Raw genomic sequence first — 24,571 nt, forward strand, 5'->3', positions numbered from 1 at the left:
TGCCGATACTTCCAATACCTTTCGGTGCATCCCTCTTGAGCCGTAAATCCAGGTTGCAGCAATGGGTGAATAAAAACCGATGATAACAGTCCGGGTGAAGGACGGTTTTGCTTCAAGACGAAAGGGCTGATGCCATGTACGAAAAAATACACAATGCCGGAACGAGTGGGCAGGGTGTTACGCCAGCATTGAGCCAGCTACAAGCGCTTGATGACGTACTTGCCATTGCTGAGTTCGATGGCAATGGATGCGTGCGCCAGGTAAATGATAATTTATTACATCTGTTTGGCTACCAGGCCGCAGAGGTAATAGGGCGTCACCATAGCGAATTCTGCCTGCCTGATTTTGCCAGCCACCCACGCTACCTTGTGCTGTGGCAGGATTTAATGCGCGGTATTTCAGGCTCCGGCGTGATTATTGCGTTGCACAAAACAGGCCGTCTTATCTGGGTTGATGTCACCTGGGTACCAGTCGCGGACATGAGTGGCAAGATAACAGGCGTACTGGCGCTTGTTCGCCCGGCAACCGACCAGACCCGCCACGATTTTGAACAACCCGCTCTGATGTACCAACAATTCCAGGTGACTGAAGTCATCCACACTGCTGTGATGGTGAGTGATGGTGACGGCCATATTCGCTATGTCAGCAAAGGCTTCACACAGTTGCTGGGCTGGGAACTTAACGGGCTCAATGGGATGAACCCGGTTGAATTGTTGTTGGGCGGGATTGATGAGTCTGCCCGCCAGGCGGTTATCCGTGAGCTTAGCGCCGGAGAGCCTCTGGAAGGCGAATACCTGATTCAGGACAAAAACCAGCATCAGCATTGGGTAAGGCTGGTTTGCTACCCAATAGTTAATACCCAGACCCGGCAAGTGTCGCACCAGGTGTGGATGGTGCACAGTGTCACACACAGTAAAATCTATGAAACTCTGCAGCAACAGGTGCTGGAAGCGCTGGTGCAGGAACGCCCACTGGTCGATGTGCTGGAGTTGATTTGTAATGAAGTTGAGCGCATCGCCCCGGATATCACAGCCACCATTCTTGAACTGGATAACCAGGGGCGTCTGTTCCCTCTGGCAGGCCCAGGAATGGCAAAATCCTTCTCACGCCAGCTTGAAGGGTTACGGATTGGCCCTGACGTGGGTTCCTGTGGCTCGGCCGCATGGTATAACCAGCCCGTGATGGTTACTGATATCGCAACCGATCCTCGCTGGGAGCCCTTCCGTGACCAAATCTTGCCGCTGGGCTATATCGGTTGCTGGTCAACACCGGTGCGTAACAATCAGGGCAAAGTGATTGGCACTTTTGCTTTCTATTTCCGCCAGCCGCTAACCGAACGCATCTCACTGCTGCACCAGTATCTGATTGATGTCTCAACCCACTTATGTTCACTGGCGCTGACCCGTGAGCATGCGCGCCAGCGTATTAGCCAACTGGCGTTTTACGACAGCCTGACTGGGCTGCCAAACCGCAGTTTGTTACAGGCTAAACTGGACCAGGAAATTGAAGCGGCAGCACATCGCAACGAAGCCGTTGCCGTGCTCTTTATTGACCTGGACCGCTTTAAGCAGATTAATGACTCATACAGCCACCAGTTAGGCGATGATGTCCTGGTACAGGTTGCGCAGCGACTGCAATGTGCATTACGCGTAACGGACATTGCAGGCCGCCTTTCCGGGGACGAATTCCTGGTGGTGATGCCACAGTGCGACAAAGACCAGGTTCAGGAAGCGGTATCCCGCTTGCAGGCGGTACTCCATGAGCCGCTGGAGTTGTCCGGCACGCCGCTGTCAGTCACGGCAACTATTGGTATCGCCATGTTCCCGAACGATGGCAAAACCGTGGATGAGCTGATTCAGCATGCTGACCTTGCGATGTCTCAGGCTAAAAGTAGTGGCCGTGGGCAGTGGGCCTTTTTCAGCAACGATATGGGGCAAACAGCCCAGGAGCGTATGCGGCTGGAGAGCGCTCTGCGCCAGGCCGTGAAGCAAGGCGGGTTGCAGCTCTATTACCAGCCACAAATTACACTCAGTGATAACAGTATTTATGGCGTTGAAGCGCTGGCTCGCTGGTATCACCCTGAGTTTGGTATGGTGCCGCCTTCGCGTTTTATTCCCCTGGCGCAGGAGTGCGGGCTGATTGCCGCGTTAGGTCTCTGGGCGATGGATGCTGCCTGTGCACAGCTTGCTGAGTGGCAGGCTCAGGGCATTCCGGTCCCGGCGGTCTCGGTTAATCTCTCTTCCACCAGTTTTCATGACCTGTCATTGCCAGATACCGTGGCAAGGATCCTCGAAAAACATGGGCTGGAGCCTCATCACCTCACACTGGAACTGACAGAAAGTGTTCTGCTGGACAGCAACGTTAATACCGTGACATGCCTGAATGAGGTCAATGCGCTGGGAGTCCGCTTATCAATGGATGATTTTGGTACGGGTTATTCCAGCCTGAGTTATTTGCGCCGGTTACCGTTTAGTGAGCTGAAACTGGACCGCAGCTTTGTGGCTGACCTGGAAAACGATGAAATCGCCTGCTCCCTCAGTAAAGCAATTATGGGCATTGGGGAAAGCCTCAGGCTCACAGTGGTGGCAGAAGGGGTGGAAACTTGCGAGCAATTTAACCGCCTGCGTGACCAGGGGTACCCGGTAGTACAAGGGTATTTGCTTGCCCGGCCAATGACACCACAGGCATTGCTTGCCTGGCTGGATGAACGCCAGATGATAGCCAGCTTACAGGGTAATTAATCTTTGCCAGTATCGGGCGCTTTTGCGCTCTGAAAGAAATAAAGCGAGCCTGGTGACAAACCTCATTTCCGCACAGAGCGAGAGGGTGTCACCCAATAAAAACCAGGAAAATCAATTCATTGATTTTCGGCTGCTCACTAAAAAGAAGGGAAAACCACGCTTTTCCCTTCTTTTTCATCAATCTGAGAGCCAGGTGACAGGCTCTCTTGCTATAAAAAGTGCGGTGAACGCTAACAGGAAATGGCACCATCCTGTGCCATTCAGGCAGGTTATACTGGTGCCGGCAGGGCAGATACCTGCACAGTCCTCATCTGAACCACTGGTGTTTCCTGTACCTGCTCACTAACACGGAACACGGCTATTTCGCTGGCGAGCTCCTGCGCTTCCTGGCGCAACAATGCGGTGTTATGAGCGGTCTGGTTAATTGTGGTGAGGTTTTCTGCTACGGTCTGTTCCATCTGGCTGACCGCCCGGGTGACTTCATCAATCCCTTTGCTTTGCTCATCACCGGCAACACGTATTTCCGCCATAATATTTTTCACCTGGTCCACATCATTGACCAGTTGCGCCAGTTGTTTTCCTGCATTGTCGATAAACTGGCTTCCGGCCAACACATGGTTGTTAGAATCATCAATCAGAGCCTTTATTTCATGAGATGCTGTGGCACTGCGTTGTGCCAGTAACCTCACCTCTCCCGCCACAACAGCAAAGCCGCGCCCTTGTTCCCCCGCACGGGCGGCTTCTACCGAGGCGTTCAGTGCCAGAATATTAGTCTGGAAGGTAATGTCATCAATAACACGCAGGATCTCACCCACCCGGCCGGAAGCCTGGCGGATATTATTCATGGAACTGATAACCTGCTTCATTACCTGGTCATTTTGTTGTGCGGTACCCGCTGTTTTTTCGGCCAGTTGGTCGGCAATACGCACGTTGTCGGCATTTTGGCGCACGGTGGCATTCAGTTGCTCCATTGCTGCCGCACTTTCTTCCAGAGCAGCAGCCTGGCCGGCGATTTTATCCGCCAGCCCACTGTTGTTGTCTGCCAGCGAGGTTGCCCCCCGGGCGACAATTTCACTGGTGCTTTGGGCGCTACGCACCACACCGGCAATTTTATCGGCAAACTGGTTAAAGGAGTGTGCAATCCCCGCTAATTCATCTTCACCGCTATCGTCGAGCCGCCGGGTCAGGTCGCCATCGCCATGGGCAATTTCATGCAGTGCCTGCTGTGTGGCATTCAGCCTGCGTGTAATAGTTTTACTGATTACCCAGAAACCCAGCATCAGTACAGCCAGAACGGGAACCAGAATCAACAAAATACCGTGGGTAATGGTTGCGGCCAGGCCCGATACTCTGGCATCCGGGGTAACCAGGCCGATGACCCAGCCAGTCCCTTTCATGCGGAACAGGCTGACCTGCGCATGCTCACCCAGTAACGGGTCTTTCAGGTTAGCCACGGCGGTAACACTGGCTTCATCGTGAAACTGGTTAACGGCGTTATTGACCGGTGCGAGCCAGGGCTGTTTTTCCGCCAGTTGTGCCAGCGACATCAACTGTTTTTCATGTGAGGCAGGAGAAAAAATAAGTTGTTTGGTGGCATCCAGTACAAAGGTATAGCCGCCTGTCACCGTACCGCTTTTTTGCAGGTAGGCGCCGAGATTATCAAGCTGGACATCAATGGTGGCGACCCCGGCAAACTGGCCTGCTGCATTGTGGTAAGGCACACTGCAGGTAACCATATTCACGCCAGAGACCGGGTCCTGGTAAACTTCAGACCAGGTACACTGGTTTCCCGGTGCGCTTTTCACTGCGGTGTACCAGCTTTCGTTATGGTAATCCGCAGTGGACGGGTCGTTATAGCCATTGGAAAAGGTCAACTTACCGTCACTTCCCCGGGCCCAGAAAAAGCTGTGCCGGGCCTCACCTTCGCTGAAGGCATTTGGCTCTGGCCAGATACCGCCGCCCGCAATGGTGTCGTTTTGCTGGGCATCTATCATGCCCGGTAATGCGTCTTTGTAGAGCGCATCCTGGTGAGGAAGTTGTTCCGCCAGGCGGGCCATACTGATGGCCTGGCCTTCAATCTTTTTCAGTTGCTGGTCAATATTGGCGGTCAGGTTATTTCCCGCCTGGAGAATCAGTTCGTTGCTGGCATCAATGATTCGCGGCCGGGCGAACCACTGCATGGTGAAATACACAATCAGCACTGTGACGGCCAGAATGATGACACCACCGGAAAGCAACTTCCCGGATAAACGCGCCGGAATTAATCGCATACAGACTCCTTAACACTCAAATAGAACACTTGCGCACAGCGGCCAGGGGCCAGAAACGGCTAATGCGCTTCTGTGCCGGTGGGAGCCAGAAAGTTATGCAGGGTAGTGATGCAGGTTTTTTTTATTGAATCCTGAAAGTGCTATCGGCAATGGCACAATAAACCTGAGGGTAATATGTAAAGTATAAGCATTTGCTATGGAAGTGGTTCGGGGCTAATAGATAACGGGTGGTTTGTCGCCCGGGAGTCACCGGGCTTTTGGGCTTAGCTTAGTCATAGTAGAATTTCAGCTGTCTGAATAATTGTCTTTGGTACCTGAGCTCGTTGAATAAAATTACCACCAATATGATGATATAGAGCGCTAACACACTAAAAATCAAGGCATCAGATATATTTCCCTCCGCGGTTCCTGTTAAAAAGATGAAGCTCAATAAGTTACTGGCGAGAATGGTACATAACCCCATTGAAAGCGAGGCGAACAGGGTATATTTAAAGCTTTGAGCTTCCCATGTCTCATAGTCAGTTTCCTGGTAAGGCACATAGCTGCTCAGGTGGGTGACATTGATTTCACTGAGTGAAGGCGCTGCCGCCAGTAGCTGCCCTTGTTGGCCATGGCGAACCGCACTGGCGGCCCATTCCAACATAAGCCAGGAATACCCCGTACTCCATTGGTCAGTAGGTTGCAGGGTATGCCACTTTTGGCTACTGGGGGGAAGCCCTGCGGCATTTATGGCCTCCTCCAGTAAATATTTGCCTTCTCCATTGATGTTGGTGCGCCACAAACGGCGTAACTCAGTGCCAGGTACCCGTTCAGTGGTAAACAGTGTTTGTACTGTTTTTGTTAACGTATTTAATGGGCTGGTGACACTGCTAAAGTACCAGACCGGGACATGCTGTGATGCCACTTGCTCATTCCAGCAGAACAAGAAGGCTGTACCGTGCTCACAAAATGCATCTTCTGGTTCAGTGTGGAGCTCCAGCGTAATCAGTAGCCTGAAACCCTTGAAACCATCTGTTATCCACTTATCCAGCATGTTTCTGTCTGGAGTGGTCGCCTGGGTGTGGAAAGTCACCTTGTGAAACTGTGGGTAATATTGGCTGAACAGTGTGATGGCATCCTGAAATACCTGTTCATTGCCATGGCGAATAAATAACCATACTTCACTTAGCGCTTCAGGCTGTTGTACTGCAGAAAACGACAGTTTTTTCAGGAGTAAAGACAATGCCTGCTGGAGGCGGCTAAGACCATCATGTTCATCTGGCGTGACAGGTAGTTTTCGGGGAATATCTTTACTGGCGGGCATGTCTCCCTCCAGATTCAGTATTTTTAGTGTTGCATTATCTACCGGGAAGAGAGAAGCGTGCTCAGCGATTTGTATCGTCTCAGATGTTTTGTCTTTCCACCATATACGATGCTGTTCATAAAGCGAGTCACGGTTCCAGTGCCGTAGTTTTCTGAATAAATAGGCACAGAGAAACAGGCTTATAACCAGAGCCCCGGAAAGAAACGGGAGTAGCACGGTTTTTTGCACCAACCTGGATAAGGTAAGCGTGGTTTCATCCAGTGTTGTTAAACCGAGTACCAGCACAACGATGGTGGTGCACAGTACCGTAATCCAGGCTGTTTTGTGAGGGAAATGAAGCGTATCCGCACTGGGATAAGGGTTTTCGGGTAAAGGATGACGTAAGTATATCATTCAGCATACCCCGGCATCGGCTAAGGAAGAGATGAGTGAACAACCACATTGTGTATGGCATTGTTCAACGGCGACAAGGCGGCCATTCATTATCCATCCCGGGTAACCTTCTGTAACTACGGTTGGGCCGTGAATGGCGCATAGTGCCTGATCGCCCGCCAGTACAACAGGTATGCCTCCAAAGAGCGCACCACTGGCCTGGGTAACTGAACCGCCTCTGCTGAGTTTATCGCCAAGGCGAATAACACGTTGTCGAATCATCTGAAAATCCCTTTATAAGTGTATTGGTTAATGATTTGAAAGAAATCTGGTTTTGTTGAAAAGCGTTAAGGTACTATTTCAGCCCGGCACCCAAATCGCAGCGCATATGTGTCCAGCCGCGGTAATCTTTCACTTCCGGAATGGCTTCCGGCAGGTTCTGGAAGTTGGTTTGATGTTTATGAACCAGCTTGTTAAGCACCCTTGGCGGGTCGATATATTCAAGACCCCACCCTGGTCCCGGGAATTGTGGTGAAATATGGTACTGACGGGGCCTGCCACGGAACATAATGGTGTAATCAATGCCGGGTCCGCCGGGAGCCAGCCTGGGGTCATCAAAGGGGTGGGAGGACATATAAATCCGGCCCTGTCTGGTCAGCAGGAAGCCCTGATCATTCACCACGGTCAGTGAGACAATGTCATCATAAGCGGGCCTTGTGGTACCGTCATCTTCATCGCCTGTGACGGATGAATTTTGCCATGTACGCCCGTAGTCTTTAGATATATTCATCACACCGCTCGTGCGCCAGGAGGGAATGGCGATATAGCGTTCAGAGGCATTGATATAGGGTTTGGTAAAAATACGGTAAAACTGGGACTGGACCTCGCTGCGAATGCCCCGCTGCTGGTCAACAAACCACAGCTCGCCTTCACAGTGCCAGCCTTTAAGCTCCAGCCAGCGGTGCTCATCAAAACGGTACACCACCTGTACCGGTGGCTGGCGCGGGTGGCAGGCAGTGAGTAACCCGCAGGCCAGTAACAGGCAGATCCGTAAGTGGAATGGCACGCCTTTGCACATAATATTTCCTTCTGGTGTTGTCCGTGTCCGTGGCAAACGGGCCGTTACAGCCCGGCACCCAAATCGCAGCGCATATGTGTCCAGCCGCGGTAATCCTTCACTTCGGGAATGGTTTCCGGCAGGTTCTGGAAGTTGGTTTTATATTGGATAACCAGCTTGTTAAGCACCCTTGGCGGGTCGATATATTCAAGGCCCCACCCTGGTCCCGGGAATTGCGGTGAGGTATGGCGCTGACGGGGTTGGCCACGAAACATAATGGTGTAATCAATACCGGGGCCGCCGGGCGCCAGCCTGGGGTCATCAAAGGGGTGGGAGGACATATAAATCCGGCCCTGTCTGGTCAGCAGGAAGCCCTGATCATTAACCACGGTAACTGAGACGATGTCATCGTAAGAGGGAGTTTCCGTACCGTCATCTTCATCGCCTTTGAACTTAACGCCTTGCCATGTTTTTCCATAGTCTTTGGAAACTCGCATACCGGCCTCACCCCAAATAGGCACAGCCATATACCGCTCCGATGTGTTAATCAGTTTACGAGTGAATATCCGATAAGACTGGTAATAAATTTGGCTGCGGATATCATTTTTTTGGTCAACAAACCACAGTTCACCTTCACAGTGCCAGCCTTTAAGCTCCAGCCAGCGGTGCTCATCGAAGCGATACACCACCTGCACCGGTGGCTGGCGCGGGTGGCAGGCAGTGAGTAACCCGCAGGCCAGTAACAGGCAGATCCGTAAGTGGAATGGCACGCCTTTGCACATAATGTTTCCTTATGGTGTTATCCGTATTTACGCCGTGGCAAACGGGCCGTTACAGCCCGGCACCCAAATCGCAGCGCATATGTGTCCAGCCACGGTAATCTTTCACTTCGGGAATGGTTTCCGGTAGGTTCTGGAAGTTGGTGTAATGTTTATAAACCAGCTGGTTGAGCACCCTTGGCGGGTCGATATATTCAAGGCCCCACCCTCTCCCGGGGGAACGGGGTGAAATATGGTACTGACGGGGTTTGCCACGAAACATAATGGTGTAATCGATACCGGGGCCACCGGGCGCCAGCCTAGGGTCATCAAAGGGGTGGGAGGACATATAAATCCGGCCCTGCCTGGTCAGCAGGAAGCCCTGATCATTAACCACGGTAAGTGAGACGATGTCATCGTAAGAGGGGCTTGTGGTACCGTCATCTTCATCGCCTGTGACGGATGAATTTTGCCATGTACGCCCGTAGTCTTTAGAAATACTCATCACACCGTTCATGCCCCAGGAGGGAATGGCGATATAGCGTTCAGAGGCATTGATATAGGGTTTGGTAAAAATACGGTAAAACTGGAACCAGACCTGGCTGCGAATACCCCGTTGCTGGTCAACAAACCACAGCTCCCCTCTGCAGTGCCAGCCTTTAAGCTCCAGCCAGCGGTGCTCATCGAAGCGGTACACCACCTGCACCGGTGGCTGGCGTGGGTGGCAGGCAGTGAGTAACCCGCAGGCCAGTAGCGCTAACAGGCTACGCCGAAATACTCTTTTTTTAACCGGGTTCATGGTTTGCTCCATCTGTGGCTGGCATTGGGCAACGGGGTACCCGCCGGGGCGGGCATATCCCACTGGGGCAGGGGGGTAACTTGTGGGTGCGGGTCTCGTGGGTGGCGCGGGGGTTCTGTGCGCTCTGCAGGTGCATATTCATTAACAACACCAAACTCTCCACTGGGTAAAATATCATTGGGCTTATTCATAAAGTCTTTTGTGTTTTTCTCTGGTAATTCACCCGTTTTGTAATACTTTTTGGTAAATTCATCCGGGTTATTCCAGTGTCGCCAGTCGGCCTGGCGAATCAGGCGTTGCCAGAAATCCGGGTTTTCAAAGGCCATGCAGTTGCCTATGGCCAGATCCCAGGCCATTACTTTCTCGGGCACATCCGGGCTCATCACGATTGATGAGTGCTGGCTCAGTTTTACCGGGTCGCCATATTTCTCCATCTGGTCAATCTCTTCATCCGTCTTGTTGCGAAACAATACATACTCCCTATGCTGCGGGTTGCCACCCACATAACCCGAGGTAAAGGTGGTTTTGTAATGAGTGTTAATGCCCGCAATCTCTTTATCGGTCAGTTTCTGCCCAGGGCGGGGTGGGTTGCCATACAGGTTGATGACCTTGCGGGTTTCCTTCACCTGCCACACCAGGCTCTTTGACCGGGCAGAATAGTCAATGTAGCGGTCTTCGCCCCCAATACCGCTGTGGTACCGTTGCTTGCCTTCATCCGGGGTATGGCCCATCAGGGTAAAGGTAAACACTTCAGGCAGGGCTTCACCGTTAACGGTGACCTCACTGTTCCATGGGTAACTGGCATTGGTGGGCCAACTGTCGTAGATAAAATCGCCAGGCTGTTCAGGGAGTTTTTCAAACGGTGCCTGAGCCGGGTTCCCGCCCACTGGGTAGCGCTGGCTGAAGACGCGCTGGAACAGATTGGGGTGCCTGCGGGCAAGGGCGTCCGGAATGCCACGCCAGCCCATGCCCTGCACATTGATAAGCGAAACAGTACCGTCGTCCGGGCAAAAGTAGTTGTATACCCGGCCATAATTATTACGGCTGTAGCGTGGGTCACTGTGCCAGCGGTGGTTCAGCCCCAGCGTGCCGTCGTCCACCATAGCCTGGAGAAAACCAGGGGGATAACGCCCGTCCGGGGCATATTTCGGGTTAGTGGCCATCATGTTGCAGAAGTTGACGAAGGTTTGCTGGCGGGCGCGGGTGGTCTGCTGGCGGCCGGGCAGGCGGTTTTCCATAAAGCGTTGTTCAAGGGAGTAGGGCGAATGGCACAGAATCACACAGTCGGCAGGGTCAATTTCTGCCTGTTTAACCAGCATATTGGCCAGCATCGTCAGCAGGGTGCCCTGGCTGTGGGCCACAATATTAATGGTGTCGTAACGTGTGCTTTCATTTTCGCGAATTGCCAGGATTAAATCCGCCAGGCGCTGGGCGGCAAAAAACTGGTAAATGCGGTGCGGGTTTTGGTAAATCGGGTGGGTGAAATCATTATGGTTGAATTTTGGGTGGCGGCTGTAAGCACCGGCAAGCCAGGTGGCAGCGCCACTGGCACCTGGCCCCAGCATGTCGGGCAGGCAGGTAGTGGCGTTGGCAAAGGTGCCGCCATCTTTTGCCCCGGCCAGATTAAGAACATTGCCAAAGTTGTCGTTAAGAAAACCGCGCCCTTCAGGGTTCAGTTTTTTCAGGCGTTTGGCATCATTTTCCAGCCAGGCATCATAAGGCAGCATGGCGTCCGGCCCCAGTTTACGCACTTCTTCCCGGTAGCGCTGCTGGTCTTCAACCCAGGTGGCGTGGTCTACCGGGCGGTAGCCCCAGTGGAAGGGTATTACCGGTGAGCGGCCACTGGCAGTAATACGTTGCGGCGGGTTGCTCAAATCGGTCTGCCCGTCAAGGTCGCCCCACTGGTGGCTATGCAGATCACTACGTGCAAGGCGGGTGTTCAGCCCGGCAATAATGCCTTTTTCCTGGTGCTGGTAGGCTTCACCCGTGTCGTTTACCCCATGAACCAGAATCACAATACAGGGCAGTGGCCGGCCCGCTGTAAATTGTTGCACCAGCATGGCACCGCTGGTTTCAACCGGCACACCAATAAAGTTCCCCAGTTCGGGGTTGTTGTAAACCGGGCTGGCATTATCCTTATGCGTACTCATTGTTTGGCTTCCCGTTTGAGTGAAACAACGCAGGCTTCTGTTTCGGTCAAAGAAAGGAGTGGCGAGTGCCCGTTGGCATCGGTTTTGCCTTCAACCACCGAGCCGTCGGCTCTTTTTATTCTGAACGCCTGGTTTACCAGCACTTGCTCTGGTTCCCCGGCACAACACAGTTGCACCTTGCGCCCCAACGCTCCCGGGCTAAAAGCAGGCGCGACCAGTTTGGCGGTATCGCCCGGGTGCCACGCCAGTGTGGGGGATTTCTGGTCTATGCTGACAGGTGAAAATATTTCAACGCTGCCGTTAGGGTGAATACGTATCCCGCCCCCACCACTGTGGAGGAATATGCCATGTTTGGCGCTGAGTTGGAGTTCGCCCTTGCTGCTGGTGAGTTGCATATTCTGCTCGGACAGCGCAGATAACGCGCCATGCTGCGCCTGGAAATTAAGATTACCGCTGGCCGCGATAAGCTTAATCCCGGCTTTACGCACGAAAGCAGAGATCCCCTGGCCTGCGGCAACAGAAAGTGTTTTCAGAATATTGATACTACCATGGTTCCCGGCGGTTACCACGGCATCTTTACCGGCAGAGAGTTGCAAATTCTGGCGGGTAACCTGGCTAATTCCCGCATCGCCCCAGGTGATAACCCCCGGCTGATTCAGGTGGCTCAGGGCCTGGTTTGCCTCTTGTTGCGAACGGGTGTCTACCGTATCGCTGCCCGCCTGCTGGGCGCTCCCCTGGAGGCTGCGCGCCAGAACCAGCGCCTGCTCCAGTTGCTGAATGGCCTCAGCCATATCCAGTTGTTTGCCCAGTGCGCCAGGCTGGGGGGACGTAGTAAGCAAAATACCCTTTGCGGAGCGAATCGCCAGATGGTTATCGGTACGTAACTCGGCACCTTCGCCCCGCAGTTTGCGCTCAGCATCCACCATATGCCCCAGGTTGAGCTGCGATTTACCCGGTTCAGTGGCCAGTTTGATATGCTGCTCGCCTTGTTTATCTTCCATGCGCAATTTGTTCTTGCCATGGGTGCGAATAACATTGCGAGTGCTGTTGGTGTCGTTAACGACATCAGGATTAAAAGCGTCATGAAGCACATGGGCGATATACGGGCGTTCAGGGTCGCCACCTTCAAAAGCAACCGCAACCTCCATGTTATCAAGCAGCGGGAAGTGAACCCCAAACTGGTCTCCGGCGTAAATCCGGGCGAGGCGCACGGGCATACTTTCCTCACCTTTATGCCATTCATCACGGTCAAAACTAAATTTCACTTTATAACGGCCAAATTTATCCGGCCGGGCAAGCCGATCGTTGCGGTTTTTGCCTGAAACCCGCGCCGGAACAGTCCCCGCAATGACCGGACGGGGGCGGTGCGGAGGCCGCCACACCACCAGGTCGTTTCTTGGCATACCAGATAATTTCGCCAGAAAACCGTGCCCGCGGCCACCCTGGCTGGTTAGTGATGTAACCAGAAAACCTGGCTGAAACGCCAGTGGTGTATCACCGGTTATTCTGACCAGCATTCCTGGCAAAATTGCCGGGTCGTCTGCTGTGGCACGCAACTGCACACGCGCACATAAATGGCGCTCATGGCGAATACGGGCATAAAACCATGCGCTCTCGGCCATTTCACCTGGTGCCACTGCATAGCGGTTACCTATGAATTGGGTGTTGTCGCCATACTGGTAATCGCAGCCCACTGTAAAAGGGGCTTCACGCCCCCTGTCTGCGGTTGATTCCGGGAAGGGTTCTTCTTTATCGTGGTAGTAATAATTACGGCTGTGGCTGGAGCGAGGGGTTACCTGTGCATGGCTTACCATATCGCGAATAGTTAAGGTGTTGCCCACCAACCCGGCTTCAGGAAGCGCCTGAATGGTATGGCCTCTGATATACATTTTCAGACTGTCGCTGAAGACAATAACTGTCACATTTTCAACTTTTTCATGAGGCTCAAACCGGAACCAGATACCGTTTTCTGATAATAACCGCAGCACAAAGTCGTAGTCTGTTTCTCCCCACTGGACAATCATTTCCCGCTGTGGATAACGCCATAGCAGGTTATCCATGTTAATTTCATAACCGTGAAGGCCATGGGATTTTAAAATACGGGTGACAACCTCTGGTACTGAAACCTGTTGATAAATAGCGTAGCGGCGGGAATGGCGTAGTAATACCAGTGGGTGCTCAATTGTGGCTTCATAACAGGATTCATCTTTATTGGTTGCCAGGCGTGAAAAAGTGGTAATAATGCCATGTATTTCCCGCAAACATTCCCATTTGGGTAGGTTTGGCAGGTAGCGTGAATAATCCGGGTTAGGGCGGCGTATAACAAATATGGCTGGCTGCATCATGATGTTATCTGCAGGAATATCTTTTTCAGGCGAGGTAAAACGGACTGTATAACGAAACGGTTCGCTAAGCGCCTCCTGCCCGGTAAACGACTCGATGTCCGTTTCAATGGTGGTTCGTTTAAACAGCAGTAAATAACGGTTAAGCTTGTCTGACTGAATTTGTAAGTGTTTTGGGGATATGTGCGCCATCTGTTCTTTCCCTGATAATTGCGCTCATGAATGTTGGGAAGAGTAGGGCAGGAAGAAAATGGGGTAAACACGCTATTTCTATAGTTGTTTATCAGGAAAAATAATAAGTTTGCCCGCAAACCTGCAAGGAGGTGTGCTGCCAGGGTGGCGTATTTTTAATACCAAAAGCTGTCGGTGAATAATTATAGCGGCGCATTTTAGTGATTATTATGTTGTTAACAGTATGATTAACACCAACACTTGGGTTCAGTACGTTTTTTGCTGCGCGGTGTATTAAGCCAAATAAAACGCCACAGTTGCGGCGTTTTATTGTGCATGGAAAACAGCAGAGATTATTTATGCCGTGATTTCAGGTTATCAATCACGGTGCCTAAATCCAGCTCCTGATCCTGCAACAGAACCAGCAAGTGGTACATCAGGTCAGATGCCTCATTCGTCAGTTCATGTTTATCATGCACGGTGGCGGCCAGTGCGGTTTCCACACCTTCTTCACCCACTTTCTGGGCAATGCGTTTGGTGCCGCTGGCATAAAGTTTTGCCGTGTAAGAACTGGCCGGGTCCGCGTGTTTGCGCTCTGCCAGCAGGCTTTCCAGTTCGTACAGGAAATGCCACTGATGGTGAGTATCACCGAAACAACTGGACGTCCCTTTGTGGCAGGTGGGGCCGATGGGGTTAGCCATTACCAACAGGGTGTCGTTGTCGCAGTCAGCGGTAATACTTACCACATTGAGAAAATGGCCGGAGGTTTCGCCTTTGGTCCACAGGCGTTGTTTAGTGCGTGACCAGAAAGTCACTTTGCCATTTTGCTCTGTTTGCGCCAGCGCTTCCTGGTTCATATAACCCAGCATCAGGACTTCACCGGATACGGCGTGCTGCACGATAACCGGTAACAGGCCATCGGTTTTTTCCCAGTCCAGTTGCGCACGTTGTTGTTCTGTTAACACACTCGAATCTCCACACCTTGCTGCGCCAGATACGCTTTCAGTTCACCAATATTGATTAACTGCTTATGAAACACGGAGGCGGCGAGCGCACCATCCACGTTAGCGTCACGAAATGCTTCGAGGAAATGTTCCATTGTGCCGGCACCGCCAGAAGCAATCAGCGGAACATGGCAGACCTCGCGCACTTTTTTCAACTGAACCAGGTCGTAGCCATTACGCACACCGTCCTGGTTCATCATATTCAGGACAATTTCGCCCGCGCCGAGTTTTTGCACTTCCTGCACCCAGTCCAGTGTTTCCCATTGGGTGACGCGGGTACGGCTTTCATCGCCAGTATACTGGTTAACATGGTATTTCCCGGTTTCACTGTCAAACCAGGTGTCCACACCCACCACAATACACTGAACGCCAAAGCGGTCTGCCAGGCGAGTAATCAGCGCCGGGTCTGCCAGTGCCGGGGAGTTAATTGAAATTTTATCTGCCCCGAACGACAGAATCCGTGCCGCGTCTTCCAGCGACTTAATGCCGCCAGCCACACAAAATGGAATGTCGATGACTTCTGCAACTTTGGCTACCCAGCTTTTATCGACCACACGGCCATCACTGGACGCGGTGATATCATAAAAAACCAGTTCATCTGCGCCTTCGGCTGCATAGCGCTGGGCCAGGGGGACAATATCGCCAATAATTTCATGGTTGCGGAACTGCACACCTTTTACCACCTGGCCGTCTCGTACATCCAGGCAGGGTATTATCCGTTTTGCCAGCATTCGATTGCCTCCGTTACGGTAAATTTACCTTCCAGCAGGGCGCGGCCAACAATCACACCTTCCACACCACTGCCGCGCAAAGCGGCGATATCTGCCAGGCCGCCAATGCCGCCAGAGGCCTGAAAGGCCACTTGCGGGTAATGTGCGCACACATCGCGGTACAGGCCGACATTAGAGCCTGCCAGGGTACCGTCACGGGAAATATCGGTGCACAGGACATGTTTCAGGCCAAAAGGCAGAAAGCGCTCAACAACATTCTCCAGAGACTGGCCGGAGGTTTCCTGCCAGCCACTGACCGCAACCTGCTTGTTACCCTGGCCGTCAATGCGCACATCCAGAGCCAGCACCAGCGCATCAGCGCCGAATTTAGTGAACCATTGCTCAACCGTTTCTGGGGATTTCACGGCGGTTGAGCCTACCACTACCCGGGTTGCGCCAGCGTCCAGCAGGGCGGCTACATCATCTTCGCTGCGCACACCACCACCAACCTGAACCGGAACATCAACACCCGCCAGCAGGTTTTGCAGTAAAGGAATCTGGCGTTTCGCCGGGTCTTTCGCGCCGGTTAAATCAACCAGGTGCAACACTTGCGCACCCATACCCGCGTAGGCCTGCAGGCGGGGCAGTGGATCGCTGCCGTAGTCGCGCTGCTGACCATAATCGCCCTGATGCAGGCGAACCACTTTGCCATCAATTAAATCCAGTGCGGGAATAATCATCTCGCTTACATCTCCAGAAAGTTTTTCAGCAACTGCGCACCGGCGGAACCAGAACGTTCGGGGTGAAACTGCACGCCGAAGAAGTTGTCTTTTTGCACGGCGGCGGTGAAGGCTTCGCCGTAACTGCATTGTGCAATGGTGTTGGCGCATACGGGCATCGCATAACTGTGGACAAAGTAAAACCAGGCACCCGGTTCGATGCCACGAAACAGACGGTCACCGGCTTTAGGGTAAACCTTGTTCCAGCCCATGTGAGGCAAGGGCAAGCCAGCATCCTTCATTTTAAGTACCGGCTGGTCAACCAGCCCCAGAGTTTCCACGCCGTTATTTTCATCACTGGCGGTGCCGAGCAACTGCATGCCCAGGCAAACTCCCAGTAAGGGTTGAGTGGCAGTTTTCACCAGCTCTACCAGGTCGCGTTCACGCAACTGGTCCATGGCGGCCTGAGCAGTGCCCACGCCGGGCAGGATCAGTTTATCTGCCTGGCGGATAACATCTGCATCTTTACTGATGGCTGGCTCATAGCCCAGGCGTTGTACTGCAGAGCGTACAGACGACAGGTTGGCACACCCGGTATCAATAATGACGACATTCATTACAACACTCCTTTTGACGAAGGCAGTGTATCCCCTTCCACGCGAATGGCCTGGCGCAGCGTGCGGCCAAAGGCCTTGAACAGGCTTTCAACGCGGTGGTGATCATTTTTACCTTTGGTTTTCAGGTGCAATGTCACGCCCATGGTATAAGAGAGCGAACGGAAGAAGTGCTCAACCATTTCGGTGCTCAGGTCGCCCACGCGCTGGTAATTGAACTCGGCTTTATATTCCAGGTGCGGGCGGCCAGAGATATCCATTGCACAGCGGGCCAGGCATTCATCCATCGGCAGCACGAAACCAAAGCGCGCAATACCACGTTTGTCGCCCAGTGCCACACGCAGTGCTTCACCTAAGGCCAGGCCGGTATCTTCAACGGTATGGTGGTCGTCAATGTGCAGGTCACCATGGACTTTTACGGATAAACGGAACCCGCCGTGGGTGGCAATTTGGTCCAGCATATGGTCGAAGAAACCCACGCCAGTATTGATGGTGCTTTCACCTTCGCGGTCCAGCCACACTTGTACGTCAATTTGGGTTTCCCGGGTATTACGCTCAACCCGCGCGTAGCGGTCGCGCTGGGTAAGTTTGGTGCAGATATCGGCCCAGTTGAGGTTATCTGGCGCATATTGCAGCCCCTGAATGCCCATATTGTTCGCCAGTGCGATATCGGTTGCGCGGTCACCAATTACATAGCTGTTGGCGGCATCCATTACCCCGCGAGCCAGGTATTTTTCGACCAGCCCGGTTTTAGGTTTACGGCAGGCGCAGTTGTCCTGCTGGAAATGCGGGCAGATAAGAACTTCTTCGAATTTTACGCCCTGTGAGCTAAGAACCTGCATCATCAGGTTGTGTGGGCCATCGAAGTCTGCCTGTGGGTAGCTGCTGGTACCAAGGCCATCCTGGTTGGTGACCATCACTAACTGCCAGCCTGCTTTTTGCAGTTGCAACAGCGCGGGAATAACACCGGGCTCAAAGGCGAGTTTGGCATAGCTGTCCACCTGGAAATCTTCCGGCGGTTCGGTAATCAGGGTGCCGTCCCGGTCAATAAAAAGATACTTCTGGCTCATACTTACTCCGCTGTGATGCTGGCTGACAATGCGTTCAGGGCGGTAACAACACGCTGGCATTCGGCTTCAGTGCCAATAGTGATACGCAGGCAACCGCCAAGACCAGGTTGTTTACTTTGGTCACGTAAAATAATGCCTTGATCCCACAGGGATTTAAAGACAACACTGCACTCACTTAACTTGAATAACACATAGTTAGTGTCTGATGGGTAGACCTGCTCCACGCCAGGCAGTGCCTGTAATGCACTAACCAGTTCACGCCGGTTGCGTAAAATTTCTGCCACCCGGCCACGCATGGCGGTTAAACCCGCTTCACTTAATGCCTGGGCTGCAATATCTGCAACCGGTGTGCTCAGCGGATAAGGCGCAATAACTTTTAACAGCAGGTCGATAACGGGTTTGTTGGCGAGTGTAAAGCCACAACGTAACCCGGCCAGAGCAAACGCTTTTGACAGGGTGCGCAGCACAACCAGGTGCGGGTAATCCTGCAACCAGGTGGTCAGTGTGGCTTGTGGGCAAAACTCAATATAGGCTTCGTCGGCAACCACAATGGCGCGGTCACGGGTCATTTCCAGCAGCGATTTCAGGTCTTCCGGGTTAATCACCTGGCCGGTCGGGTTGTTCGGGCTGCACACAAACACCACTTTCACGCCATCCAGTTGTGCCTGCATGGCGGGCAGGTCAAGCTGCCAGTTGGCGAGAGTCGGAACTTTGCGGCATTCCACACCAATGGTTTCTGCACTCACACTGTACATGCCATAGGTGGGCGGGCAAATCATAATGGCGTCCTGGCCTGGCTCACAAAATGCCCGCACTACCAGTTCAATACCTTCATCGGCTCCGCGGTTAACCAGAACCTGGTCTTTATTCAGCCCGGCGTAAGCGGCATAGCGGGTGATAACCGCTTCAGGCTGGCATTCCGGGTAACGGTTCAGGGTTTGCTGAGTCAGTTCGAAAGGTACCGCTGTAGGGTATTCGTTGGCATTCAGCCAGACATCACCTTTGCCGCCTAACCGGCGGGCTGACTGGTAAGGTGTTAACTGGCGAACATTTTCCCGTGCCAGTGCTTCAATAGACTTGCTGCTCATTGTGTTTCCCTCAACCCTGTTTGTTGTTTTGCGCCAGTGCGGCAACACGCAATGTCACGGCATTTTTGTGTGCGGTTAATTGTTCCGCTGCAGCCAGTGTTTCAATGGTTTGTGCCAGGCTGGCAAACCCTTGCGGCGACAGTTCCTGTACCGTCATACGTTTTTGAAAATCTGCCAGGCCAAGGCTTGAGCAGGTGGCGGTATAGCCGTATGTGGGCAACACATGGTTGGTTCCGGAAGCATAATCACCGGCAGATTCTGGTGACCAGTCGCCCAGGAACACTGAACCGGCGCTGGTGATGTCATCAACCAGGCTGCGTGCTTCACGGGTTTGAATAATTAAGTGTTCCGGGCCATATAAATTGGATATTTCTACGCACTGGGCAAGGTCGCGCGCCACAATCAGGCGGCTTGCTGACAACGCCTGGCGTGCAGTTTCTGCCCGAGGCAATTCAGCCAACTGGCGCTCAACAGCTTGTGCCACACGGCTGGCGATATCACTGTCGGGTGTCAGCAAAATAACTTGTGAATCCGGGCCGTGCTCTGCCTGAGAAAGCAGGTCAGAGGCAACAAAATCCGGGTTGGCACCACTGTCGGCAATGACCAGCACTTCTGAAGGCCCGGCAGGCATATCAATGGCTGCACCATCAAGCCGTTGGCTGACCTGGCGTTTGGCTTCGGTAACAAACGCGTTGCCCGGGCCAAAGATTTTATCCACCGCAGGTACAGTTTCGGTACCGAATGCCAGTGCGGCAATGGCCTGCGCTCCACCGGCCTGGAAAACTTCTTTTACACCGCACAGGCGCGCTGCATAGAGTATTTCATCAGCAATGGGAGGTGGGGAACACAACACCACCCGGCGGCAACCGGCAATACGTGCCGGGGTTGCCAGCATTAATACTGTTGAAAACAAAGGCGCTGAACCACCAGGAATGTAGAGGCCAACCGCCGCAACCGGGCGGGTGACTTGCTGGCAACGCACGCCTGGCAATGTTTCGATATCAACCGTTGCCAGTTGCTGGGCACGGTGGAAGGTTTCAATGTTTTTGACCGCTACAGCCATTGCCTGTTTAACGTCATCACCCAGGCGTGCCACTGCAGCATCAATCTCAGCTTCGCTGACGCGCAATTCACTGACGGCGGTTTTATCAAAGCGGGCGCTGTATTCGCGTAAGGCATCATCACCACGATTTTTAACGTTATCGAGGATTTCGCTCACGGTGCGGGTGATGCTGTCAGAGGCAGAAATTGCCGGGCGCATCAACAGTGCGCGCTGTTGTTCAGCATCGCACGTATTCCAGTCAATCAGGGTATCGAAGCGGCTCATGGTCATTACTCCATCATTTTTTCAATGGGCAGGACAAGAATGGAGCTGGCACCCAGCACTTTCAGTTTTTCCATGGTTTCCCAGAACAGGGTTTCGCTGCTGACCATGTGCATGGCAACACGCTGTTTGTCGCCAGCCAGCGGCAGAATGGTGGGGCGCTCAGCACCTGGCAGCAGGGCAATCACTTCTTCCAGGCGGTCGCTTGGCGCGTGCATCATGATGTATTTGGATTCACGGGCCTGAATCACACCCTGAATACGGGTCATCAGGCGGTCAATTAACTGTTGTTTGGCGCTATCCATTTCGCCATCACGCTGAATCAGGCAGGCTTTGGAGCGGTAAATCACTTCCACTTCACGCAGGCCGTTTGCTTCAAGCGTTGCCCCGGTAGATACCAGGTCACAAATGGCATCGGCAAGGCCGGCACGGGGAGCAACCTCAACGGAACCATTCAATAAGCAGGATTTGAACTGAACATTTTTTTGGTCGAGATAACGTTTGAGCAGGTGCGGGTAAGACGTGGCGATACGTTTGTTATTCAGGGCAGCCGGGCCATCCCAGGTTTCATCAACCGGCAGAGCCAGGGATAGGCGGCAACCGCCGAAATCGAGGCGGCGCAGTGTGAAGTAACGCGGGTCTTCACCTTGTGCCCGGCGAGTCAGCAATTCTTCTTCCAGCACATTTTCACCAATAATCCCCAGGTCAACAACGCCATCCATAATCAGGCCCGGGATATCGTCATCGCGTACACGCAGAATATCGATAGGCATATTCTCAGCCAGTGCGATCAAGCGCTGTGTGTGCAGGTTCACCTTAATGCCGCAACGGGCGAGCAGTTCGCGTGAATCATCACTTAAACGGCCTGATTTTTGAATAGCTATGCGTAAACGTGAATTATCTAACATTATGTTGTTACCTCTTAACCTGTTTAACTCTGCCCGAAAAACGTAATAAAAAAGCCCCCGGAAGTGTGACCTTCCGGGGGCTTTTCATTGCGTTCATGCACCACTGGAAGATCTGAATGTCTTCCAGCACACATCGCCTGAAAGACTAGTCAGGATGATGGTGATGATGGTGGTGTTTAAATTGAACGCTTTTCATAAAATTCTCTGTATGAATGACTATTCATTAAGTGGTACTTACCGTAAACCAGGTTAAGGGCCGAACGCAAGCCCTTTTTTTACAAGATTAAGAACTTTCATTTTCATCCTGACATTGTTGGTAACCCGCGACAGGCGTAGCGTAGTACTATGATTATGTTATCAGGGCTGGATTACGCTATCAGGGCAATCCGGGCAGGTTTAATCCATAATGCCAGGATTAAGCTGGTAAGGGATTAAGTAATATGCGCCGGGTCACTGGCACAGCGCTAACACTGCACAATAAGCTGATAGCGTACCAGGAAAACCCTGATTAATACCCAAGATGTGAACACCGTTAAGGAGAGCAGGTATGAAAAAGGTCGCCATTGTCGGTCTGGGCTGGCTGGGAATGCCTTTGGCATTGTCCCTTATGGCGCAAGGGTGGGAAGTGAAGGGCAGTAAAACGTCACAGGATGGCGTGGAAGCGGCGCGCATGTGTGGTGTCAGTTGCTGCCAGCTCCAACTTGAGCCTGGATTAACCTGCGATAACGATGCGCTGGATGAACTGCTGGATGTCGATGCGCTGGTTATTACGTTACCCGCCCGGCGAACAGGGCCGGGGGATAACTTCTACCTTACTGCAGTTCAGGAACTGGTAGACAGTGCCCTGGCACGCCATGTACCCCGTATTTTGTTTACCAGCTCAACCTCGGTATATGGTGATGTTGACGGCATCGTTAAAGAAACCACACCGTTAAATCCATCTACGGCAAGTGGCAGGGCGTTACAGGAGCTTGAACGCTGGTTGCATAATTTGCCCGGAACGTCGGTAGATATTTTACGCCTGGCAGGCCTGGTGGGGCCACAACGCCACCCGGGGCGTTTCCTGGCCGGGAAAACGGTATCAGGTGGCAATAATGTGGTAAATCTGGTGCATCTGGAAGATGTAGTGGCAGCAATCAGCCTGCTGCTGCGAGCCCCAAAAGGTGGGCATGTCTATAACCTGTGCGCACCTTCACACCCCACCAAACGCGAGTATTACCCCATGATGGCTGAAAAGCTGGGTGTGGTTGGGCCACTATTTACTGATGAACCAGGGCAACCTGGCGGCAAGAAAGTGGATGGTAACCGAATCTGTAATGAACTGGGGTTCGAATACATTTGGGCGGACCCGTTTGTTATGCCAGTAGAGTAATTTTATGTGGCATTTAAAATCATTTATTAACATGGTGTTACGGTAATATAGCCAGCGGGCCAGTTGCCCGCTAAACACCCCCCTGAACCGAAAGTGCGTTTTCACCTATTGTCAGTGCTTTGTCAGCTTGATTTTACACTCCGCAATGTGCAGAATACGCGCCCTGTAAAAATGATGATTAGCCGACGTTTATTTCACGTCGGTTATTTTTTTGCATAAAAAACACTTCGTTTAAATAAGAGGCCGGGCTTCGTTCCGGATAGATAGTCACTTTCAGATTTCGACCGTCGTGTCGCTCAAGGATACCAATATGGGGCAATTTATTGCTTTTGCGATGGCTCACGCCGTAAGAGGTAACGCTCATGTCGCATAACGTCACTCCAGGTGCAACCCCTCGTGTGGGCTTGCGTAAAACGCTTACCCTGATCCCTGTAATTATGATGGGTCTGGCGTATATGCAGCCTATGACCCTGTTTGATACGTTTGGTATCGTATCGGCGAAAACCGATGGTCACGTCGCTACGGCTTATGCCTTTGCATTAATTGCTATTCTGTTTACCGCGCTGAGCTACGGCAAACTGGTGCGCCGCTTCCCGTCTGCGGGCAGCGCCTATACTTATGCGCAAAAGTCTATCAGCCCGGTTGTTGGGTTTATGGTGGGCTGGTCTTCACTGCTGGATTATCTGTTTATGCCGATGATCAACATCCTGCTGGCGAAGATCTATTTTGAAGCGCTGGTGCCCAGTATTCCTTCCTGGATTTTCGTTGTGCTGTTGGTAGGTTTCATGACTATCTCCAACCTGCGCAGCATCAAGGCAGTGGCTAACTTTAATACCGTGATTGTTGCGCTTCAGCTGTCGCTGATGGCTGTAATCACCGGGGTATTAATTTATGGTGTATTCCACGGCCAGGGCGCAGCTACACTAACCAGCAGCCAGCCGTTCTGGAACAGCAATGCACACGTAGCGCCGATGATTACTGGTGCGACAATTCTGTGTTTCTCTTTCCTGGGCTTCGACGGTATCAGTTCACTGTCTGAAGAAACCAAAGATGCTGACCGCGTCATTCCGAAAGCGATTTTCCTGACTGCACTGATTGGTGGTGTGGTGTTTATCGTGGTGTCTTACTTCCTGCAACTGTGGTTCCCGCGTATTGCAGAAGAAGCGACCCAGCCAGACATCATGCTGGCGGTTGCCGGTAAAGGCTTCCAGTTTGGTGTGGTGGTATTCTCTACTGTTACCGTGCTGGCATCTGGGATGGCGGCGCATGCCGGTGTTTCCCGCCTGATGTACGTGATGGGGCGTGATGGCGCATTCCCGTCGCGTTTCTTCGGTTACTTGCACCCGGTATGGCGCACACCGGCAATGAACGTTCTGTTAGTGGGCGCCATTGCACTTTTAGCGATTAAATTTGACCTGGAAACAGCAACTGCATTGATTAACTTTGGTGCGCTGGTGGCGTTTACCTTTGTTAACCTGTCGGTGATTTCACAGTTCTGGATCCGTGAAAAACGTAACAAGACACTGAAAGACCACTTCCAGTACCTGCTTCTGCCAGTACTGGGTGCTCTTACTGTTGGGGCGTTGTGGGTAAATCTGGAAGAAAGCTCCATGATCCTCGGCCTGATTTGGGCGGCTGCCGGTCTGATTTACCTGGCCTGCGTGACCCGTGTTTTCCGTAATCCAGTGCCCCAATACGAAGATATTGCCTGAGATTAACCTGGCTCACCTGCAATAATAAACGGCCCCAGTGTTGCTGCACTGGGGCCGTTATTGTTTATGGCTTACCCTGCCTGAGCT

The 24,571-nt window shown here is 52.6% G+C and carries 20 protein-coding genes and 1 other annotated feature; of the genes, 3 read left to right on the forward strand and 17 right to left on the reverse strand.

The window, feature by feature from the left end; translation table 11 throughout:
• Positions 1-134 precede the first annotated feature (134 nt).
• A complete protein-coding gene (locus DT73_RS10195; RefSeq protein ID WP_051691334.1) occupies positions 135-2,741 on the forward strand; it encodes an EAL domain-containing protein in 2,607 nt (868 codons plus the stop codon).
• Positions 2,742-3,010: 269 nt separating this feature from the next.
• On the opposite strand, the gene DT73_RS10200 is transcribed toward DT73_RS10195, so the two are convergent.
• From DT73_RS10200 to hisL, 17 genes are all read right to left on the reverse strand, one after another.
• Positions 3,011-5,011 carry a methyl-accepting chemotaxis protein gene (locus DT73_RS10200; protein WP_072006936.1) on the reverse strand — a complete coding sequence of 667 codons (2,001 nt, stop codon included), beginning with the start codon at positions 5,009-5,011 and terminating at the stop codon, positions 3,011-3,013.
• 268 nt (positions 5,012-5,279) lie between these two features.
• The gene (locus tag DT73_RS10205; RefSeq protein ID WP_036107964.1) at positions 5,280-6,707 is read right to left on the reverse strand and encodes a hypothetical protein; all 1,428 of its coding nucleotides are present in this window, start codon (positions 6,705-6,707) and stop codon (positions 5,280-5,282) included.
• Positions 6,708-6,968, reverse strand: a complete 261-nt coding sequence (locus DT73_RS10210) for a PAAR domain-containing protein (RefSeq protein ID WP_036107966.1) — start codon at positions 6,966-6,968, stop codon at positions 6,708-6,710.
• A gap of 73 nt (positions 6,969-7,041) precedes the next feature.
• Entirely contained in the window at positions 7,042-7,764 is a 723-nt protein-coding gene (locus DT73_RS10215; RefSeq protein ID WP_051691335.1) for a hypothetical protein, read from the reverse strand.
• Between the two features lie 44 nt (positions 7,765-7,808).
• Complete coding sequence (locus tag DT73_RS10220; protein WP_051691336.1) at positions 7,809-8,525, reverse strand: hypothetical protein; 717 nt, start codon at positions 8,523-8,525, stop codon at positions 7,809-7,811.
• 49 nt (positions 8,526-8,574) lie between these two features.
• The gene (locus tag DT73_RS10225) at positions 8,575-9,300 is read right to left on the reverse strand and encodes a hypothetical protein (RefSeq protein ID WP_051691337.1); all 726 of its coding nucleotides are present in this window, start codon (positions 9,298-9,300) and stop codon (positions 8,575-8,577) included.
• On the reverse strand, positions 9,297-11,450 hold the full coding sequence (locus DT73_RS10230; protein ID WP_084172266.1) for a DUF3274 domain-containing protein: 2,154 nt from the start codon (positions 11,448-11,450) through the stop codon (positions 9,297-9,299). Before DT73_RS10230 ends, DT73_RS10225 begins: the two co-directional genes overlap by 4 nt.
• Positions 11,447-13,984 (reverse strand): type VI secretion system Vgr family protein, encoded by a 2,538-nt coding sequence (locus DT73_RS10235; protein ID WP_036107973.1) that lies wholly within the window; start codon positions 13,982-13,984, stop codon positions 11,447-11,449. Before DT73_RS10235 ends, DT73_RS10230 begins: the two co-directional genes overlap by 4 nt.
• A gap of 332 nt (positions 13,985-14,316) precedes the next feature.
• Entirely contained in the window at positions 14,317-14,928 is a 612-nt protein-coding gene (hisIE, locus tag DT73_RS10240; protein ID WP_036107974.1) for a bifunctional phosphoribosyl-AMP cyclohydrolase/phosphoribosyl-ATP diphosphatase HisIE, read from the reverse strand.
• Positions 14,922-15,698, reverse strand: a complete 777-nt coding sequence (hisF, locus tag DT73_RS10245; RefSeq protein WP_036107976.1) for an imidazole glycerol phosphate synthase subunit HisF — start codon at positions 15,696-15,698, stop codon at positions 14,922-14,924. The genes hisIE and hisF overlap by 7 nt, the downstream gene beginning before the upstream one ends.
• Positions 15,680-16,417, reverse strand: a complete 738-nt coding sequence (gene hisA, locus DT73_RS10250; protein ID WP_036107977.1) for a 1-(5-phosphoribosyl)-5-[(5-phosphoribosylamino)methylideneamino]imidazole-4-carboxamide isomerase — start codon at positions 16,415-16,417, stop codon at positions 15,680-15,682. The genes hisF and hisA overlap by 19 nt, the downstream gene beginning before the upstream one ends.
• 5 nt (positions 16,418-16,422) lie before the next feature.
• Positions 16,423-17,013: an imidazole glycerol phosphate synthase subunit HisH gene (hisH, locus tag DT73_RS10255; RefSeq protein WP_036107980.1), complete on the reverse strand. Its 591-nt coding sequence runs from the start codon at positions 17,011-17,013 to the stop codon at positions 16,423-16,425.
• Positions 17,013-18,080, reverse strand: a complete 1,068-nt coding sequence (gene hisB, locus DT73_RS10260) for a bifunctional histidinol-phosphatase/imidazoleglycerol-phosphate dehydratase HisB (protein ID WP_036107981.1) — start codon at positions 18,078-18,080, stop codon at positions 17,013-17,015. Before hisB ends, hisH begins: the two co-directional genes overlap by 1 nt.
• 2 nt (positions 18,081-18,082) lie before the next feature.
• The gene (gene hisC, locus DT73_RS10265) at positions 18,083-19,168 is read right to left on the reverse strand and encodes a histidinol-phosphate transaminase (RefSeq protein WP_036107984.1); all 1,086 of its coding nucleotides are present in this window, start codon (positions 19,166-19,168) and stop codon (positions 18,083-18,085) included.
• A gap of 10 nt (positions 19,169-19,178) precedes the next feature.
• Complete coding sequence (gene hisD, locus DT73_RS10270; RefSeq protein WP_036108757.1) at positions 19,179-20,495, reverse strand: histidinol dehydrogenase; 1,317 nt, start codon at positions 20,493-20,495, stop codon at positions 19,179-19,181.
• A 5-nt stretch (positions 20,496-20,500) separates the two neighbouring features.
• Positions 20,501-21,400: an ATP phosphoribosyltransferase gene (gene hisG / locus DT73_RS10275; protein ID WP_036107987.1), complete on the reverse strand. Its 900-nt coding sequence runs from the start codon at positions 21,398-21,400 to the stop codon at positions 20,501-20,503.
• Positions 21,401-21,445: 45 nt separating this feature from the next.
• Positions 21,446-21,570: a sequence feature (His leader region), on the reverse strand.
• Complete coding sequence (gene hisL, locus DT73_RS26165; RefSeq protein ID WP_110025554.1) at positions 21,546-21,596, reverse strand: his operon leader peptide; 51 nt, start codon at positions 21,594-21,596, stop codon at positions 21,546-21,548. It overlaps the preceding feature by 25 nt.
• 351 nt (positions 21,597-21,947) lie before the next feature.
• On the opposite strand from hisL, the gene DT73_RS10280 reads away from it, so the two are divergent.
• Both DT73_RS10280 and DT73_RS10285 read left to right on the forward strand, forming a co-directional pair.
• Positions 21,948-22,772: an SDR family oxidoreductase gene (locus DT73_RS10280; protein WP_036107990.1), complete on the forward strand. Its 825-nt coding sequence runs from the start codon at positions 21,948-21,950 to the stop codon at positions 22,770-22,772.
• Positions 22,773-23,134: 362 nt separating this feature from the next.
• Positions 23,135-24,484 (forward strand): APC family permease, encoded by a 1,350-nt coding sequence (locus DT73_RS10285; protein WP_036107993.1) that lies wholly within the window; start codon positions 23,135-23,137, stop codon positions 24,482-24,484.
• Positions 24,485-24,571: the final 87 nt, after the last annotated feature.

The organism is Mangrovibacter sp. MFB070 (assembly GCF_000705335.1).
GTDB lineage: Bacteria > Pseudomonadota > Gammaproteobacteria > Enterobacterales > Enterobacteriaceae > Mangrovibacter > Mangrovibacter plantisponsor.